The sequence below is a fragment of the Bradyrhizobium viridifuturi genome, assembly GCF_001238275.1.
Lineage (GTDB): Bacteria > Pseudomonadota > Alphaproteobacteria > Rhizobiales > Xanthobacteraceae > Bradyrhizobium > Bradyrhizobium viridifuturi.
On record NZ_LGTB01000011.1, the window covers coordinates 67,318 to 84,643 of the forward strand.

At 65.2% G+C, this 17,326-nt stretch carries 16 protein-coding genes and 1 pseudogene; 3 read left to right on the top strand and 14 right to left on the bottom strand.

Going from position 1 to position 17,326, the window contains the following annotated elements:
• Positions 1 to 62: 62 nt before the first annotated feature.
• The 4 genes from ALC15_RS11935 to ALC15_RS11950 form a co-directional block, all read right to left on the bottom strand.
• Positions 63 to 1,040, bottom strand: a complete 978-nt coding sequence (locus ALC15_RS11935; RefSeq protein WP_050627383.1) for a beta-ketoacyl-ACP synthase III — start codon at positions 1,038 to 1,040, stop codon at positions 63 to 65.
• A complete protein-coding gene (plsX, locus tag ALC15_RS11940; RefSeq protein WP_050627384.1) occupies positions 1,037 to 2,098 on the bottom strand; it encodes a phosphate acyltransferase PlsX in 1,062 nt (353 codons plus the stop codon). Before plsX ends, ALC15_RS11935 begins: the two co-directional genes overlap by 4 nt.
• Positions 2,099 to 2,418: 320 nt before the next feature.
• Positions 2,419 to 3,006 (bottom strand): YceD family protein, encoded by a 588-nt coding sequence (locus ALC15_RS11945; protein ID WP_050627385.1) that lies wholly within the window; start codon positions 3,004 to 3,006, stop codon positions 2,419 to 2,421.
• Positions 3,003 to 3,554, bottom strand: a complete 552-nt coding sequence (locus ALC15_RS11950) for a ubiquinol-cytochrome C chaperone family protein (protein ID WP_050627479.1) — start codon at positions 3,552 to 3,554, stop codon at positions 3,003 to 3,005. Before ALC15_RS11950 ends, ALC15_RS11945 begins: the two co-directional genes overlap by 4 nt.
• Before the next feature lie 190 nt (positions 3,555 to 3,744).
• Between ALC15_RS11950 and ALC15_RS11955 the strand changes: the two genes are divergently transcribed.
• Positions 3,745 to 4,170: an outer membrane protein assembly factor BamE gene (locus ALC15_RS11955; RefSeq protein WP_050627480.1), complete on the top strand. Its 426-nt coding sequence runs from the start codon at positions 3,745 to 3,747 to the stop codon at positions 4,168 to 4,170.
• A 136-nt stretch (positions 4,171 to 4,306) separates the two neighbouring features.
• Entirely contained in the window at positions 4,307 to 5,314 is a 1,008-nt protein-coding gene (locus ALC15_RS11960) for a Bug family tripartite tricarboxylate transporter substrate binding protein (protein ID WP_050627386.1), read from the top strand.
• A 38-nt stretch (positions 5,315 to 5,352) separates the two neighbouring features.
• Here the strand turns inward: ALC15_RS11960 and ALC15_RS44790 are convergent, their stop codons facing one another.
• From ALC15_RS44790 to glyA, 9 genes and pseudogenes are all read right to left on the bottom strand, one after another.
• The gene (locus ALC15_RS44790) at positions 5,353 to 5,508 is read right to left on the bottom strand and encodes a hypothetical protein (RefSeq protein WP_167350140.1); all 156 of its coding nucleotides are present in this window, start codon (positions 5,506 to 5,508) and stop codon (positions 5,353 to 5,355) included.
• An 87-nt stretch (positions 5,509 to 5,595) separates the two neighbouring features.
• Entirely contained in the window at positions 5,596 to 7,716 is a 2,121-nt protein-coding gene (locus tag ALC15_RS11965; RefSeq protein WP_050627387.1) for a sodium-translocating pyrophosphatase, read from the bottom strand.
• Positions 7,717 to 7,936: 220 nt separating this feature from the next.
• A complete protein-coding gene (thiL, locus tag ALC15_RS11970) occupies positions 7,937 to 8,938 on the bottom strand; it encodes a thiamine-phosphate kinase (RefSeq protein WP_050627388.1) in 1,002 nt (333 codons plus the stop codon).
• 137 nt (positions 8,939 to 9,075) lie between these two features.
• Positions 9,076 to 9,570 (bottom strand): transcription antitermination factor NusB, encoded by a 495-nt coding sequence (gene nusB / locus ALC15_RS11975; RefSeq protein WP_050627389.1) that lies wholly within the window; start codon positions 9,568 to 9,570, stop codon positions 9,076 to 9,078.
• 2 nt (positions 9,571 to 9,572) lie between these two features.
• On the bottom strand, positions 9,573 to 10,064 hold the full coding sequence (gene ribH, locus ALC15_RS11980; RefSeq protein ID WP_050627390.1) for a 6,7-dimethyl-8-ribityllumazine synthase: 492 nt from the start codon (positions 10,062 to 10,064) through the stop codon (positions 9,573 to 9,575).
• Between the two features lie 213 nt (positions 10,065 to 10,277).
• On the bottom strand, positions 10,278 to 10,886 hold the full coding sequence (locus ALC15_RS11985; RefSeq protein ID WP_050627391.1) for a riboflavin synthase: 609 nt from the start codon (positions 10,884 to 10,886) through the stop codon (positions 10,278 to 10,280).
• Positions 10,886 to 12,034, bottom strand: coding sequence for a bifunctional diaminohydroxyphosphoribosylaminopyrimidine deaminase/5-amino-6-(5-phosphoribosylamino)uracil reductase RibD (gene ribD, locus ALC15_RS11990; RefSeq protein ID WP_050627392.1), 1,149 nt, complete (start codon positions 12,032 to 12,034; stop codon positions 10,886 to 10,888). Before ribD ends, ALC15_RS11985 begins: the two co-directional genes overlap by 1 nt.
• Positions 12,031 to 12,513: a transcriptional regulator NrdR gene (gene nrdR / locus ALC15_RS11995; protein ID WP_050627393.1), complete on the bottom strand. Its 483-nt coding sequence runs from the start codon at positions 12,511 to 12,513 to the stop codon at positions 12,031 to 12,033. Before nrdR ends, ribD begins: the two co-directional genes overlap by 4 nt.
• Positions 12,514 to 12,544: 31 nt before the next feature.
• A pseudogene (gene glyA / locus ALC15_RS12000) lies at positions 12,545 to 13,845 on the bottom strand (serine hydroxymethyltransferase).
• Positions 13,846 to 14,463: 618 nt separating this feature from the next.
• Between glyA and ALC15_RS12005 the strand changes: the two are divergent.
• Positions 14,464 to 16,713, top strand: a complete 2,250-nt coding sequence (locus tag ALC15_RS12005) for a TonB-dependent siderophore receptor (protein ID WP_050627394.1) — start codon at positions 14,464 to 14,466, stop codon at positions 16,711 to 16,713.
• Positions 16,714 to 16,932: 219 nt separating this feature from the next.
• Here the strand turns inward: ALC15_RS12005 and ALC15_RS12010 are convergent, their stop codons facing one another.
• On the bottom strand, positions 16,933 to 17,214 hold the full coding sequence (locus ALC15_RS12010) for a hypothetical protein (protein WP_050627395.1): 282 nt from the start codon (positions 17,212 to 17,214) through the stop codon (positions 16,933 to 16,935).
• Positions 17,215 to 17,326 lie beyond the last annotated feature (112 nt).

Below are 17,326 nucleotides of genomic sequence, written 5' to 3' on the forward strand. Positions count from 1 at the left end.
AGCGACCAGCATGCACGCTGGAAAAGACCCTTACGAAATATCCGTACCTTTAGGCGAAGCGCTCACCAGCGTACAAGCGCCGAGCCCCAGGTAAAGCCGCCGCCCATCGCCTCGAACAGCACCAGATCGCCCTTCTTGACGCGCCCGTCCTTCACGGCGACCGACAGCGCGAGCGGGATCGAGGCGGCCGAGGTGTTACCGTGCTTGTCGACTGTCAAGACCACCTTCTGCGGCGCAATATGCAGCTTGTGGGCCGACGCGTCGATGATTCGCTTGTTGGCCTGGTGCGGAATGAACCAGGTGATGTCGTCGGCGGTGAAGCCGGTGGCATTGAACGCGTCGACGATCACGTCGGTAATCATGCCGACGGCGTGCTTGAACACCTCGCGGCCCTCCATCCGGAGGTGGCCGACCGTCCTGGTCGAGCCGGGACCGCCATCGACGAACAGCTTCGACTTGTGGCGTCCGTCGGAGCGCAGATGCGTGGTCAGCACGCCGGGATCATTGATCGTGCCGGAATGCTGCTGCGCCTCGAGCACGACTGCACCGGCGCCGTCGCCGAACAGCACGCAGGTGCCGCGGTCGTTCCAGTCGAGGATGCGCGAGAAGGTCTCGGCACCGATCACCAGCGCCCGCTTGTGATGGCCGGCGCGCAGGAAATTGTCGGCGGTGGTCAGCGCAAACACGAAGCCGGAGCACACCGCCTGCAGGTCGAAGGCGACGCCATGGTTGATGCCGAGCCCGTGCTGGACCGCGACCGCGGTCGCCGGAAAGGTGTTGTCCGGCGTCGAGGTCGCGAGCACGATCAGGTCGATCGACTGCGCGTCGATCTTGGCATCGGCCAGCGCGGCCTGCGCCGCCTTGATCGCGAGATGCGACGTGAACTCGTCGTCGGCCGCGATGTGGCGCTCGCTGATGCCGGTGCGCTGAACGATCCAGTCGTCAGACGTGTCGATCCGGCTGGCCAGTTCGGCATTGGTCAAAACCCGCTCCGGCAGATAGGAGCCGCAGCCGAGCACTACCGAACGTATCGCAGTCACGAGACAGCCTCCTGCGCGGTCTGCGCCTGCACCAGCGCACTGCCGTCGCGATTAAGCATCTGATTGATCTTGGTGAGGAGATCGAAGTGGGCCATCTCATAGCCAACATCGACCGCATAGGCAAAGCCTTCCGCGTTGACCCCGCCGTGGCTCTTGACCACGACGCCCTTCAGGCCGAGCAGGATGCTGCCGTTCGACTTGTTGGGATCGAGCTTGTCGCGCAGCTTCTGGAACGCGCCGCGGGCAAACAGATAGCCGATCCGCGCCAGCCAGCTCGACGACATGGATTCGCGCAGTAGGGTGAACATCTGGCGTGCGGTTCCCTCGGCGGTCTTGAGCGCGATGTTGCCGCAGAACCCCTCCGACACGATCACGTCGGCAGCGCCCTTGCCGATCCCGTCCCCCTCAATGAAGCCGACATAATTGAACTGGGACCCGTTCATCGCCCGCAGCATGCCGGCTGCCTCGCGGATTTCCTCGTGGCCCTTGATCTCCTCGGACCCGATGTTGAGCAGGCCGACGGTCGGCCGCTCGAGGTTGAACAGCACGCTCGCCATGGCGCTGCCCATCACGGCCAACGTCGTCAAATGGCGGGCATCGCCGCCGATCGTGGCGCCGAGGTCCAGCACGACGGAATCGCCGCGCAACGTCGGCCACACCGCGGCGAGCGCCGGACGGTCGACCCCGGGCAGCGTCCGCAGGTTGATATTGCCCATCGCCATCAGCGCACCGGTGTTGCCGGCGGAGATCGCGACGTCGGCCTCGCCATGCTTCACGGCATCGATCGCGAGCCACATCGACGAGGCGCGTCGGGTCCGCCGCAGCGCCTGGCTCGGCTTCTCGTCCCCTTTCACGGCGACGTCGGTATGGATCACCTTCGATACCGCCTTCAGCGCCGGATGCCTGGCGAGCTCCGGCTCGATCTGGGCACGGTCTCCAACCAGCAGGAATTCGCTGTCGGGATGACGGCTCAACGAAATCGCGGCGCCCGGAATGACGACGGAAGCGCCGACATCGCCCCCCATGGCGTCAAGCGCGATTCGAACCTTATGAGGCATGAACGTCCCGGAAGCCTGCTCTCCCACAGCCCTTCAGACGAAGACCGCGAGCTTGAAGTCACCGCCGTCAACGGCGCCCGACGAAACACCAACTCGCGTCCCGGCCGGGCCGCGACAATAGCGTGTCCGCGGTCCGACACAACCTCTTGACCACAAACGAGGCAGTGGCCGAACCGTCACGCAGCGCATTAAGATATATCAGAAATGCATTGTATTTCAATGTATTATGACGCTTATTTGAAGTGATCGCGAACACCATTCGCGCAGCTCCGTAGCGAGCCATCCCCGCAAATGTGACATCGGCTGCCGCTCGGCCGCCCTTAGCTGCCCTTGGGCTTTTTGCCGTCCGCCTGCCCCTTCAGCGCCTTCAGCGCCGCGAACGGATGATTTTCCGGGTCAGGCGCTTCAACCTCTTGTTCAAAGACCGCATCCACCTTGCGTGGATATGGGTCGATGCCGAGGAACAGCGCATCGGTGGCAAGCCGGCCGATATCGATGAAGCCACCGACGATCGGCTCCGGCGGATCCGGCGTCTCCTCGTCGCTCTCCTCGGCGTCGTCGACCAGATCGGCCATTTGCGGGATCTGCTCGGGCGGCGCGAACACCACGTCGATCGGCTCGTCGATCTCGCTCTCGATCGGATCGAGCGTCACCACGCAGGTTTGTCCGATCCGGGCCCGAACCCGGCCGGTGACGTGGCAGCTGCCGTCGCGCTTGGGCTGCAGATCGAACTGCGCCTGCGCGGAAATGACGTCCCGGAGCTCCGCGACGTCGGCCATCGCCTTGCGTACCGCCTCGTCGGCTGTGATCTCACGATGCAAGCCGGTCTCGGGGATCTGCGCGACATTGACGAGAACCCGCCAGGGGTCGCGCTCGCGCTCGGGCCGTCCCGTGCTGCCGCCGCTCATGCCGCACTCCCCGCTTTCTGTGGCGTCGGAAAGCGCCATTTACCCTCTGTCAGTGCCGCGCGGTCGGCGCGTGCCAGTTCGGCCAGTGCCTCCCGGGCATAGACGGCCAGCTCGCGGGCCTTGTCGATGTTCTGACCATTGAGGATGTTCTTGCAGAACGACTCGGCCAGAGCCTCGCCGCTGTCGGCCAACGCCAGATCATAGGCCGCGGTGCGGCCGTAAAACGCCTCACCGAACGCCTGCATGCGCTTCGGCACCGTGAGGTCGCCGACGCCCATTTCCCTGAGATTGTCGTCCATATCGATGCAGAAATGATCGAACAGGGCCTGCGCCAGCTCCACACCGCCATCGACGGATTTAAGTCGCCGCAACACCATCCACAGATGCATCACAAGCAGGTCAAAACGGCCATTAACCGTGTCCGGGACACCCAAGTCACGGTAAAACAACGGTTCTCGCGCCTGCGTCACGATCATGCCATAGATGGTCTCAATGGTGCTGCGCGCGGGCACCCGGGGTCTTTTGAAGTGATTGAACGGCCAAAGCATAGCGGGTTCCGGCTGCCGGCCCCCAAAGGACGCCTGTTGAGGGCTCGTCCATTGGAGCTCGGCATGATTGCAATCCATTGAGCTGCCCGGTACGTCAATGCTCCGGCCGATGCAAGGGGACGGATCAGTTCCGCCGATGAACCACACTCTTCCAAGACAGTCTCGCGTGGCTTCCGCGCGCGGGTTCTTCATGCGCTTCCGCGCCCTCGCGGTCGTTGGCCTCGTCTGCGGCGCCGCGCTCGGCGGCTGCGCCGGTGAGCAATTCCAGAAGGGCTACATTCTGCCCGATGGCGCGCTCGAGCAGATTCCGATCGGTGCGAGCCAGGATCAGGTGCTGATCGTGCTTGGTACGCCCTCGACGGTCGCAACGCTGGACGGCGAGGTGTTCTATTACATCTCGCAGCGGACCTCGCGCCCGGTTGCCTTCATGAATCAACGGGTGGTCGATCAGCGCGTCATCGCGGTCTATTTCGACAAGAACCGCCAGGTGCGCCGGCTCGCCAATTACGGCCTGAAGGACGGCAAGATCTTCGACTTCGTCAGCCGGTCCACGCCGACGTCGGGCCAGGAAATGTCATACCTGACACCGCTGTTCAAGCTGCTGAGCTTCAACTAGGGCGCTTCGAGCGAAGCGCCCTCCGCTTGGCCTGAACCAGAGCGCTACTTGCTGCGCCAAGTTGTCGCGCTTGCCCGACCGGCAAGCGCTCCCCTAGGCTTGCTCACAAACAAGAGCCTGAGCAGGGGGTAAGCGCGTGAGAGCCAAGAGTTTTTCCCGTCGTACGGTATTGTCCGGCACGGCCGCGTTGGCGGCCGCATCGATCCTGCCGCGCGCCAGCTTGGGTGCCGGCGACTGGCGGCCGACCGAGACGGTTCGCATCGTCGTGCCGGCCGCTGCCGGTGGATCGACCGACGTGATGGGGCGGCTGCTCGCCGCCCATTTGCAGCCACTGTGGGGCCAGTCGGTCGTGGTGGAGAATCGCTCGGGCGCCGGCGGCACCATCGGCACATCGGAGGTCGCGCGGAGCAAGGGCGACGGCCACACCATCCTGATCGGCAATCCCGGCCCGAACGCGATCGCCTTCAGCATCTTCCGCAATCTGACCTACAAAGCCGACCAGTTGCAGGCGGTTTCCAACATGATCCGGATCCCGAACATCGTCTCGGCGCATCCATCGACCGGCATCAAGTCGATCCCCGAACTGATCGCCTATCTGAAGAAGAACCCCGACAAGCTAACCTACGGCTCGTCCGGCACCGGGCAGAGCCCTCACCTCACCGGCGCCTGGTTCCTGCAACTGACCGGGCTGAAGATGACGCACGTCCCGTTCCGCGGCGCCGGCCCGGCATTGCAGGCCGGGCTCGCCGGCGACATCCAGATCCTGTTCGACAATCTCTATCCATCGCTGCCGCAGGTGCTGGACGGCAAGCTGAACGGGCTCTGTGTCACCACCCCCGAGCGGAGCGAGTCTGCTCCGAACCTGCCGACCATGCGCGAGGGCGCGCCTGAGCTGGCAAAATTCGACGTCGCGTCCTGGTTCGGCGTGTTCCTGCCGAAGACCGCGCCCGCGCCCGTCGTCGACGAGCTGAACCGCCAGATCAAGGCGATGCTGGCGCGCGACGACGTCAGGAAGAACATCAGCGGCATGGGTGCACGCGCCGACTACGGCACGCCGCAGCAATTCTCCGATTTCGTTGATGCCGAGACGAAGAAATTCGCCGCCATCATCGAGAAGGAAGGCTTGCAGATGGAGGTCAAGTGACGGCGCCGCCGTCATTTGGGATCACGGTGCGGCCAGCGCTACGAAGACTTGTTGATCTTCTTGACCTTGGCGTCGGTGGCTTCGATCGACATCGCAAGCTCCATGATCGCCTGCGACAGCAGGTCGATGGCCTCCTTCTGATCCTGCGACTTGGCGGCGCGCAGCGCGTAGTTGCGGGCGGATGAGAGCGACATCGATTGATCTCCGTGTTGTTCGCGTCAAGTTCTTCCAACAAAAACCCCGCGGCTTTCGCCGCGGGGTTTTGCATTCGTTGATGTCGCTCAGTGCGCGAGGATTGCCAGCAGCAGCAGCGCCACGATGTTGGTGATCTTGATCATCGGGTTCACCGCCGGCCCCGCCGTGTCCTTGTAGGGATCGCCGACGGTGTCGCCGGTCACCGCGGACTTGTGGGCATCACTGCCCTTGCCGCCGTAGTGGCCGTCCTCGATGTACTTCTTGGCGTTGTCCCACGCGCCGCCGCCCGAGGTCATCGAGATCGCGACGAAGAGACCGGTGACGATGACGCCGAGCAGCATGGCGCCGACCGCCGAGAATGCCGCCGACTTGCCGTCCGCACCGCCGCCCGCAATGAAGTAGATCAGGAAGTAGACGACGATCGGCGACAGCACCGGCAGCAGCGAGGGGATGATCATTTCCTTGATCGCCGCCCGGGTCAGCAGGTCGACCGCCTTGCCGTAGTCCGGCTTGTCGGTGCCCTGCATGATGCCGGGCTTCTCGCGGAACTGACGACGCACCTCCTCGACGATCGCACCGGCGGCGCGGCCGACCGCGGTCATGCCCATCGCACCGAACAGGTACGGCAGCAGGCCGCCGAACAGCAGGCCAACCACGACGTACGGGTTGTTCAGAGAGAAGTCCGGCTTGACGCCCTGGAAGTAGGCATGGGCGCTGGGGTCGCTGATGAAGAATGCGAGGTCCTGGTTATAGGCCGCAAACAGCACCAGCGCGCCGAGACCGGCGGAGCCGATCGCGTAGCCCTTGGTCACCGCCTTGGTGGTGTTGCCGACCGCGTCGAGCGCGTCGGTCGACTTGCGCACCTCCTTCGGGAGACCCGCCATCTCGGCGATGCCGCCGGCGTTGTCGGTGACCGGGCCGAAGGCGTCGAGCGCGACGATCATGCCGGCCAGCGCCAGCATGGTGGCGGTCGCGATCGCGATGCCGAACAGGCCGGCCAGGCTGTAGGTGACCAGGATGCCGGCGATGATGACGATCGCGGGCAGCGCGGTCGCCTCCATCGAGACGGCCAGGCCCTGGATCACGTTGGTGCCGTGACCGGTGACCGAGGCCGCCGCAATCGACTTCACCGGGCGATAGTCGGTGCCGGTGTAGTATTCGGTGATCCAGATGATCAGGCCGGTGACGACGAGGCCGACCACGCCGCACTCGAACAGCGCCATGCCGGTAAACTTGGCGCCTTCGAGCGGGCCGAAGCCGATCAGCCAGTTGATGACGGCCGCGACGCCGACCAGCGACAGGATGCCGGTGGCGATCAGGCCCTTGTACAGGGCGCCCATGATCGACTGGCTGGCGCCGAGCTTGACGAAGAAGGTGCCGATGATCGAGGTGATGATGCAGACGCCACCGATCGCGAGCGGCAGCGTCATCATGTTCACCAGGATCGAGGTCTTGGCGAAGAAGATCGCCGCGAGCACCATGGTGGCAACCGCGGTCACCGCATAAGTCTCGAACAGGTCGGCCGCCATGCCGGCGCAGTCGCCGACATTGTCGCCGACGTTGTCGGCAATCGTGGCCGGGTTGCGCGGATCATCCTCCGGGATGCCGGCCTCGACCTTGCCGACGAGGTCGCCGCCGACATCAGCACCCTTGGTGAAGATGCCGCCGCCGAGACGGGCGAAGATCGAGATCAGCGAAGCGCCGAAGCCGAGCGCCACCATGGCGTCGACCACGGTGCGGCTGCCCGCTTCCAGACCCATGAATTTGACCAGGATCATGAAGTAGATGGTGACGCCGAGCAGCGCGAGACCGGCCACCAGGAGGCCGGTGATCGCGCCCGCCTTGAAAGCGAGCTCGAGGCCGCCGGCCAGCGAGGTGGTCGCCGCCTGTGCGGTGCGGACGTTGGCGCGCACCGAGACGTTCATGCCGATGAAGCCGGCCGCGCCCGACAGGATCGCACCGATCGCAAATCCGAGGGCCACCAGCAGGCCGAGGAAGTAGGCCAGCAGCACGAAGATCACGATACCGACTATGCCGATCGTGGTGTATTGCCGCCGCAGATAGGCCTGCGCACCTTCGGCCACGGCACCTGCAATCTCTTGCATGCGCGCATTGCCCGCATCCGCACTGAGAACCGACTGGGTCGCCCAGATCGCGTAGACGATGGAAAGCGCCCCGCAGAGCACAATCAACCATAAAGCTGTCATTGAATGTTGCCTCAGATCCTTGATGTAACCCCCGCGCCTATTTGTGCCGCTAGGGCGCGGCAGGCGCTTATTTTGCGAGGACAACCCTCCCCAAAACGGATTGCCTCAAATCGGGCGCGACCTTGCCAAAATCGTTACCGCTGTGCAACGCCACCTGTGGCCGAAAAAGCCGATATGGGCAGCAATTTAGAAGGAAAATCGGCGCTATCAGCCGGGAATGCTAGAAATGGCTGTAGGACAGGCGCTTCAACTTCAGTTCCCTGCCCTGCCCATCCAGGAAGCTCGGTGGTGACGAACCGGCAATGAGGCCGCCGATGGCGGTCACTGTGACCTTGGCCTGGCGTGCCTCTCGCAGGAACGCGTCTGCGCGATCGCCCGGGACGGCGCACAGAAGTTCGTAGTCGTCGCCGCCGGCGACCAGCGTCTCGATCCCGATCGCCTTGCGTGCGAGCAGCCCCGCGGCCGCGGATGACAACGGGACGCTCGGCACGTTGATCACGGCCGTCACACCGCTGGCTTCGCAAAGCTTTGCCAGATCGCCGGCGAGACCGTCGGACACATCCATCGCAGCGCTGGCGTGGGCGCGGACAGCGTGGGCAAGCGCGTTGCGCGGCTGCGGAACACGGTAGCGGGCGGCAAGAAAATCCCGCCCGGCGGCATCGTCCGCCAGCGCCGCCGCGACCGGACCTCCCTGGAGCACGTCGAGACCGAGCGCGGCATCGCCGATCGTACCGGTGACGAACACGCGGTCGCCCGCCCGCGCGCCCGCGCGATGCACCATCTTGCCCTGCGGCAGCCGGCCGAATGCGGTGATCGAGATCATCAGCGGCCCCGGCGTGGCGACGGTATCGCCGCCGAGCAGCGGACAGCCAAAATCGGCTGCGTCCTCGCCAAGCGCCCGGGCGAACGGCTTCAGCCAGCTCTCATCGGCCTTGCGCACGGCCAGCGTCAGCACGAAGCCGGCGGGCACAGCCCCCTTGGCCGCAATATCGGAGAGGTTCACCCGCAGCGCCTTGCGCGCCAGCGTGTCGGGCGGATCGTTGCTGAGGAAATGCACACCCTCGACGATGGCATCCGTGGTGACCACGATGTCCTCGCCGGCGGCCCGCAGCGCGGCGGCGTCATCCTCGAGACCGAACGCGCCGGGATCGGTCGCGAGCGGCTTGAAATAGCGCGCGATCAGGGAGTCTTCGCCGGAGGGATTATCGTGACGCTCTGCCATATCGTGCGCCTCCCCTCAGCTGTCATCGCCCGGCTTGACCGGGCGATCCAGTACGCCGCGGAAGCTGTTGTTGAAAATAGCCGCCGCGGCGTACTGGATCACCCGCATGCGCGGGTGATGACGGCGGAATATGCGGTTCAGCTCCGCACAAACTCGTCGCCGCGGAACTGGCGTGCGATCTGGTCGAGCACGGCATTGACCATGCCGGTCTCGTCCTTCTCGACAAAGGCATGGGCGACGTCGACATATTCGGACACCACCACGCGGCCCGGCACGTCCCGGCGGTGCTCGAGCTCGTAGGAGCCTGCCCGCAGCACCGCGCGCAGGATCGCGTCGATCCGCTTCAGCGGCCAGCCCTTCGACAGCGCCTCGTCGATCAGGGGATCGAGCTTGGCCTGATCGCGCACCACGCCGGAGACGACGTCGCGGAAGAACGCCGCTTCCGCCGGCAGATATTTCTCGCCCTCGACCTCGTTGCCGAGCCAGTGGCTCTCGAATTCGGCGAAGATGTCGTTGATGCCGGCACCGCCGATGTCCATTTGGTAGAGCGCCTGCACGGCGGCGAGCCGCGCCGCGCCGCGCCGGTTGGCCTTTCTTTCAGGGGCTTTGCCGGGTTTGTTGCTCTGAGCCATGATCAGGCCTTTGCCAGACGGCGTTTGATCCGCAGCATCGCGATCGCGGCGCGGGCAGCGTCGCCGCCCTTGTTCAACTCGCTGGCGCGCGCCCGCGCCCAGGCCTGCGCCTCGGTGTTGACGGTGATGATGCCGTTGCCGAGCGGGAATTTCCGGCTGACAGCCAGATCCATCAACCCGCGCGAGGACTCCATCGAGACGATTTCGAAATGGATGGTGTCGCCGCGCACCACGCAGCCGAGCGCGATCGCCGCGTCATAGGGCTTGCCGTTCGCTTCAGCGGCATCGATCGCAATGGCGATCGCGGCCGGAATTTCCAGCGCGCCGGGCACCGTGATGACGTCGTGGCTCGCGCCGGCGATCTTCAGCTCCGCCAGCGCGCCTTCCAGCAGCGCATCCTGGATGTCGTCGTAAAACCGGGCCTCGACGATCAGCACGCGTGCGCCTGATATGTCGGTCTGGTCCTTCAGGGGTGCGCGCCGCGCGTCAGCCATTGCAATAACCAATCGGAACTTGGGGAGGATTTGTGCAGCGTTTTAGGCGCAGCAGGCGGTAAAGCCAAGGGCAATACTGGCCCGGATGTCACCGCGATCGGCCTGATTTTTCAGGTCGGCTTCGTCAGCAATGCATGGGACATCCGGCCGGCAGTCGCCCGAGCCGAATTGGCACATAGGGACGTCCGTCTCGGCCGCAATGCCGGATCGAGGCTATTTCATCTCCGACAGCCGCGCCGCGTAGCGGGCCATCAGATCGACCTCGATATTGACCTCACTGCCGGCCTTCCAGCCGCTCAGGGTCGTAACACTGAGCGTGTGCGGGATGATCAGCACCGAAAAGGTCACGTCGTCGACCGTGTTCACGGTCAGCGAGACGCCGTCCAGCGTGATCGATCCTTTCGCCGCGATGAAGCGCGCCAGTTCGCGGGTGGTTCTGAGCTCGAAGCGCGCCATGTCGGGCAGATCGTCGCGCTTGACGATGGTGGCGATGCCGTCGGCATGGCCGGCCACGATGTGACCGCCGAGTTCGTCCCCGATCTTGAGCGCGCGCTCGAGGTTGAGCCGGCCGCCCTGCGCCCAGTGCCTGGCGGTGGTCATGCCGAGCGTTTCGGCCGCGGCATCGACGTCGAACCAGGTCTTGCCGCCTGACGTGCCGGAGGCGACAACGGTGAGGCAGACGCCGTTGCAGGCGATCGAGGCGCCGTCGGCGATCGTGGTCTGGTCGTAGTCGCAGGCGATCCGCAGCCGATGCAGTTGCCCCTGCGCCACGGGCTTCAGGCTAACGATCTCACCGATATCGGTGACAATTCCGGTAAACATCACGCACGCTCGTAGATATTGAGACTGTCTTTGCCGAGGGCTTCGCTAGCACGAAGCCGGAAAGCGGGCGACTGCGTGATTGCGTCGAGCGGCAATGCGTCCAGCGCGGGAACGCCGTCGGCACCGATCGCATCCGGTCCGCGCAACAGCCAGATTTCATCGGCAAGGCCGGCCGCCACGAAAGAATTTGCCACGCGAGACCCGCCCTCAACCAGCAGTCGGGTGATTCCCTTCTCGGCCAGCGCATGCAGGACGGCAGGCAGATCGAGCCCCGCGGGCGCGCCGGCGGCAACGCGGATCACCTGTGCGCCGGCGGCGCCGAGCTTCACAGCGGCGGGCGCCTCAGCCAGATCGGACGTCATCACCCAGAGCGGCGTCTCGCGCGCGGAATGCACCAGGCGGCTGTCGCCCGAGATCCGCAGCGCGCGATCCAGCACCACGCGTACCGGCGAGCGCGCAGCCATGCCCGGCAACCGGCAGGTCAAGAGCGGATCGTCAGCCCTGACCGTACCGATGCCGACCAGGATCGCGTCGCACTGCGCGCGCAACAGATGCACGCGGGTCCGCGCGGCCTCGCCTGATATTGCAACCGGCTTGTGGCCGTGCGCTGCGATCTTGTCATCGGCTGACACCGCGAGCTTGAGGATCACATGTGGACGCTTGTCCGTGATCCGGCGGAAATGTCCGGCATGGTCGCGCGCGGCCTCCGCGGCGCACAGCCCGACATCGACAGCGATGCCGGCGGCGCGCAGTTTCGCGTGCCCCTTCCCGCCGACCTCCGGATTGGGGTCCTCGATCGCCGAGACCACACGCGCAAGCCCGGCCGCGACGACGGCGTCGGCGCAGGGCGGCGAGCGGCCGAAATGCGAGCAGGGTTCGAGCGTGACATAGAGCGTGGCGCCGCGGGCAGCGTCGCCGGCGCGCCGCAGCGCCTCGACCTCGGCATGCGGCCGACCACCGGGCTGGGTCCAGCCGCGACCGACGATGACGCCGTCCTTGACGATCACGGCGCCGACCGCCGGATTGGGCCAGGTGCGCCCGAGTCCGCGGCGGCCGAGCGCCAGCGCAAGCTGCATGAAGCGCAGATCGGCGGCTTTGGCCTCTTTGGATTTCTGCGCGAACTGGTCTTCGAGAATGCGAAAGATCATTTTCGCAACGTGGCGAGCCGCGGGTCCTCTTCGCCGGTCAACTCGTCGAGCACTGCTTCAAAGTCCTTGGCCTCGCGGAAATTGCGATAGACCGAGGCGAAGCGCACATAGGCGACGTCGTCGAGCTGGCGCAGATGCTCCATCACGATCTCGCCGATCGCCTCCGAGGAGACCTCCGCCTCGCCGCCGCTTTCGAGCTCGCGAACGATGGTGGAGACCATCTTCTCCAACCGCTCCGACTCCACCGGGCGCTTGCGCAGCGAGATCTGCAGCGAGCGCACCAGCTTGTCGCGGTCGAACGGCACGCGGCGGCCGTTGCGCTTGATCACGGTCAGCTCGCGCAGCTGTACCCGCTCGAAGGTCGTGAAGCGGAAGTTGCAGGCCATGCACACGCGCCGCCTGCGGATCACGGCCGAGTCTTCGGTCGGACGCGAGTCCTTGACCTGCGTATCGAGAGAATTGCAGCTCGGGCAGCGCATCCGACGGGACCTCTAACAGCGACCCTTTAACTTACTGGTAGATCGGGAAGCGATCGGTCAGCGCCTTGACGCGCTCCTTGATCGCGGCCTCGACCAGCGGCGCCTTGCCGTCCGGCGACTGCGCCAGCGCGTTCAGCACCTCTGCGATCATGCCGCCGACCTGCTTGAACTCGGCGACGCCGAAGCCGCGCGTGGTCGCGGCCGGCGTACCGAGCCGCAGGCCCGAGGTCACGAACGGCTTCTCGGGATCGAACGGGATGCCGTTCTTGTTGCAGGTGATGGCGGCGCGCACCAGCGCCTTCTCGGAGATGTTGCCCTTCAGGCCCTTCGGCCTGAGGTCGACCAGCATCAGATGATTGTCGGTGCCGCCGGACACGATGTCGAGGCCGTGCCCGCGCAGCGTCTCCGCCAGTGCTTGGCGTTCTCGACCACGTTCTTGGCGTAGACCTTGAAGTCCGGACGCAGCGCTTCGGCGAACGCGACCGCCTTGGCGGCGATGACGTGCATCAGCGGGCCGCCCTGCAGGCCGGGGAAGATCGCCGAGTTCAACTTCTTGGCCAGCGTCTCGTCATTGGTCAGGATCAGGCCGCCGCGCGGACCGCGCAGCGACTTGTGCGTCGTGGTGGTGGTGACGTGGGCATGCGGCACCGGCGAAGCGTGCACGCCACCGGCGACGAGGCCTGCGAAATGCGCCATGTCGACCAGCAGATACGCACCGACCGAGTCGGCGATCTCGCGGAAGCGCTTGAAGTCCCAGGCGCGCGAATAGGCCGAGCCGCCGGCGATGATCAGCTTCGGCTTGACCTGCTCGGCCTGCTTCTGGACTTCGTCCATGTCGATGATCTGGTCCTCGCGGCGCACGGTGTAGTGCGCGGCCTTGAACCACTTGCCGGACATGTTGACCGGCGAGCCGTGGGTGAGATGGCCGCCGGCGGCGAGGTCGAGACCCATGAAGGTATCGCCGGGCTGCAGCAGCGCCAGAAACACCGCCTGGTTCATCTGGCTGCCGGAGTTCGGCTGGACGTTGGCAAAGCCGGCGCCGAACAGCTTCTTGGCGCGCTCGATCGCCAGGTTCTCGGCGACGTCGACCCACTCGCAACCGCCGTAGTAGCGCGCGCCCGGATAACCTTCCGCGTATTTGTTGGTCATCACCGAGCCCTGCGCCTCCAGCACGGCGCGGCTGACGATGTTCTCGGAGGCGATCAGCTCGATCTCATGGCGCTGCCGGCCGAGCTCGCCCTTGATCGCGGCGGCGATCTCGGGATCGGCCTCGGCAAGGGTCGCCGAGAAGAAGGAATCGGGCGCGGAAGCGGTGTTGGTGGACGAGGTCATCGGCGAAATATCTCCACCGCCGCAAGCCTTTACACGGGATGCGGACGGTCACGAGTGGCGGTCGAAGCTGGTTTCAGAGCGTTATCACATCGCCCCAAAATGGCCAAGCGCTTGCGGTCCCTAGCGGTCAATTATGCCAGATATGGTGGGGATGGCGGGGATTGCCAGCCGGACGAGCCAGCCCCGCGGGGCCGGTTCCGGCCCGCCGCCGCTGGCTCCGATTCCGGCCCGGCCGGCCCGGCACACGGCAAGCCGCGGGTGACGGATCCTTCCCGATTGCGCACGTGCGGGCATGGTCCGAGGCGTTCGTCCCCTCCCGTACTTCCTGAGAACAGAACTGCGCCACCTGCCCCGCTCTCGATCCTCACGCGTCTATCGTCATACATCGTGTCACGAGACGATCTCGCGAAACGAATTTTGAATCGTTCTTTGAATCGTTCAACACTGGATCGATTCAAACGTCTCACGCGAGGCGTGCAATTGCGCGTCGTACTCCGTTGTCTCACAGTCACACCCGCGCGCTTTGCGCACGGCTTCGATAGCTTCTAAGCGCGCGCGGCTGTTTACGAAAATCATCGTGATAACGACGCCGGAGAAAATTCTCTTCGGGGGCGTTGAATGACGGACGGATGGATTCGGCCGCAGCGGTTTGCTGCGTCGGCGTTGGTGGTGCTTTCGGTTGCTGCGGCGGACGAGGCGTTCGCGCAGACGCAATTGCCGTCGGTGACGGTCGATGCGCCGTCGCACCGGCAAGCGGCGCGATCGCAGCAGCCTTCGCAACGGACCACGCGCGCGCAGGTCGCAGCACAGCCGCAAGCCGCGCAGCAAGCTGCCGGCGGAGCCGGCGGCCACGAACGCGCCAACGGTCCGGTCACCGGCTATCTGGCGCGGCAGAGCGCAAGCGGAACCAAGACCAGCACACCGATCATCCAGACGCCGCAATCGGTGACTGTCATCAGCGCCGAGCAGATCCGAGACCAGAAGATCGTCAGCAAGTTCGACGAGGTGTTGCGCTACACGCCGGGCGTCATCGGCGGCACCTATGGCGCCGATTTCCGCAACGACTGGTTCATGATCCGCGGCTTCCCCGCGCAGAACGAGTCGCTGTTCCTGGACGGCCTGCAACTATTCTACACCTCCTATGCGAGCTGGAAGCTGCAGCCCTTCAACCTCGAGCGCGTCGAGGTGCTGCGCGGTCCGTCCGGCATCCTGTATGGCGGCTCGGCGCCGGGCGGCCTCGTCAATGCGGTGAGCAAACTGCCGCAAGCGGAGCCCATTCGCTACATCGAGACCGGCGTCAACAATTTCGGCAACGCCTACACCCAGTTCGACATCGGCGGCGCGATGGCGCAGCCCGCTGGCGGCCAGGTGCAGTATCGCCTGGTCGGCCAGGCCCAGGGCGGCGGCACCCAGACCGACTATGTCTACGACAACAACTTCTTCTTCGCGCCATCGGTGACCTGGCGTCCGGATGCCGACACCAGTCTCACCGTGTTCGGCCTCGCCTCGCACAGCAATAGCCGCGCGCTAAACTTCCTGCCCTATGTCGGCACCGTCACCAACGCGCCGTTCGGCCGGATTCCGACCAGCCTGTTCGCCGGCGATCCCGGCGTCGACCAGTTCCGCCGCGACCAGCAGATGGTCGGCTACCAGTTCCAGAAGAGCGTGACCGACAACGTCGACTTCCGCCAGAACGCGCGCATCGCCCACGCCGACGTCTATTATGCCGGCCTCTACGGGCTCGGCTACGCGACGACGCCGGCCGCGGCCGACATCACGCGCGGCAATTTCTACACCCGCGGCATCGCCACCCAGCTCAACCTCGACAATCAGCTCGAGTACCGTTTTGCCACCGGCGCGCTGCAACACACCGCGCTGGTCGGCCTCGATCTTAAATATTACGGGATCGACGACCGCCAGGGCTTTGGCGCGGGCACCAACCTCAACGTGCTCAATCCGGTCTACGGCAACAACCTGCCGTTCAGCGGCGCGCTGTATCAAAACGCCTATCTGACCCAGGGCATGGCCGGGCTTTATCTCCAGGACCAGGTCAAGCTCGACCGCCTGACGGTGGTGCTGTCGGGGCGCCAGGACTGGGTTGATCTCACCAACGACAACCGGATCGGCGCCTCCCAGGGCCGCGACGACAGCAAGTTCTCCGGCCGTGTCGGCGCGATCTACAATTTCGACAGCGGCGTCGCGCCTTACGTGTCCTACATGACCGGCTACAATCCGGTGATCGGCACCAATGCCGCCGGCCAAATGCTGCTGCCGGAAACCTCCGAGCAGTCCGAGGTCGGCGTCAAGTACGAGCCGGCCGGGCTGAACGCGCGGTTCGGCGTCGCGTATTTCGATCTCAAGCGCAAGAACGCGCTGACGACAGACCCGAACAACACCCTGTTCCAGACCCAGAACGGCGAGGTCACCTCGCGCGGCGTCGAGCTCGAGGCGGTCGCGAACATCACGCGGGATTTCAAGCTGGTGGCGAGCTACACCAATTACGAGCTGTTCGTCAGCAAGGATCTCAATCCCGCGCTGATCGGCACCGTGCCGACCAACACGCCCCGCGAGCTCGCCTCGGTCTGGACCGACTATACTTTCCGCGACGGCCCGCTCACGGGCTTCGGCCTCGGCGGCGGCGTGCGCTATGTCGGCTCGTCCTTTGCCGACACCGCGAACACCGCGCGTGTCCCGGGCGTCGTGCTCGGCGACCTCGCCGTGCACTATGAATGGGGCAACAACTGGCGCGCGGCGCTCAATATCGTGAACATCACGGACAAGATCTACGTCGCGAGCTGCGCCACCATCAGCTCCTGCTATTACGGCGACCGCCGGCGCATCACGGCAAGCCTCGCCTACAAATGGTGAGCACGCCGCGAAACATTTCGTTCACAAACTTTAATCGAGAGGCGGCGTTCGGCCGCCTCTTCTTTTCCACCGCCGTCAGGGTGGTGTCAGCTTCTCGCGCTAGGTTCGCGCCGCGGCAACGCTTTGCCGCGCCCAGACTGGCCCGCTCCGAAATGCGAGCCCCGGAGCGGGCCTTTTAAATGGAAGGTTTTGCCACGGCTGCCCAGCCGCGGATCGGCGTCAGAACGCACTCCTGAACTGCGCGACATAGTCGGGGCTGCCATAGACCCACATCGGCTCGTCGCATTGCCGTGATCCCAGATCGTTCGTGCAGGCCGCACTCCATGGCGGAGCCGCGATCTGGCGGCCAACGATCCCGTCGCCTTTCAGTCCGCCGCCAATTGTCAGCCCGGTGCCGACATGCGCGCGATCGCTGCCCTTACCGGTTCGTTCGTGAGCAATGGCCTGGGTCGTGAGCGACGGCACCAGCAGGAGCGCCGCCAGAAGGTACGTGGTCTTCATTGTTCAGCCGCCTTGATTGAGCCTCGCGCGGGCGAGGCATCTACGTTGCTGAACGGAAGACCGGGACCGCGGTCCGGATACTTCCGGATCACGCGAATGTTTGGCAGCGTCA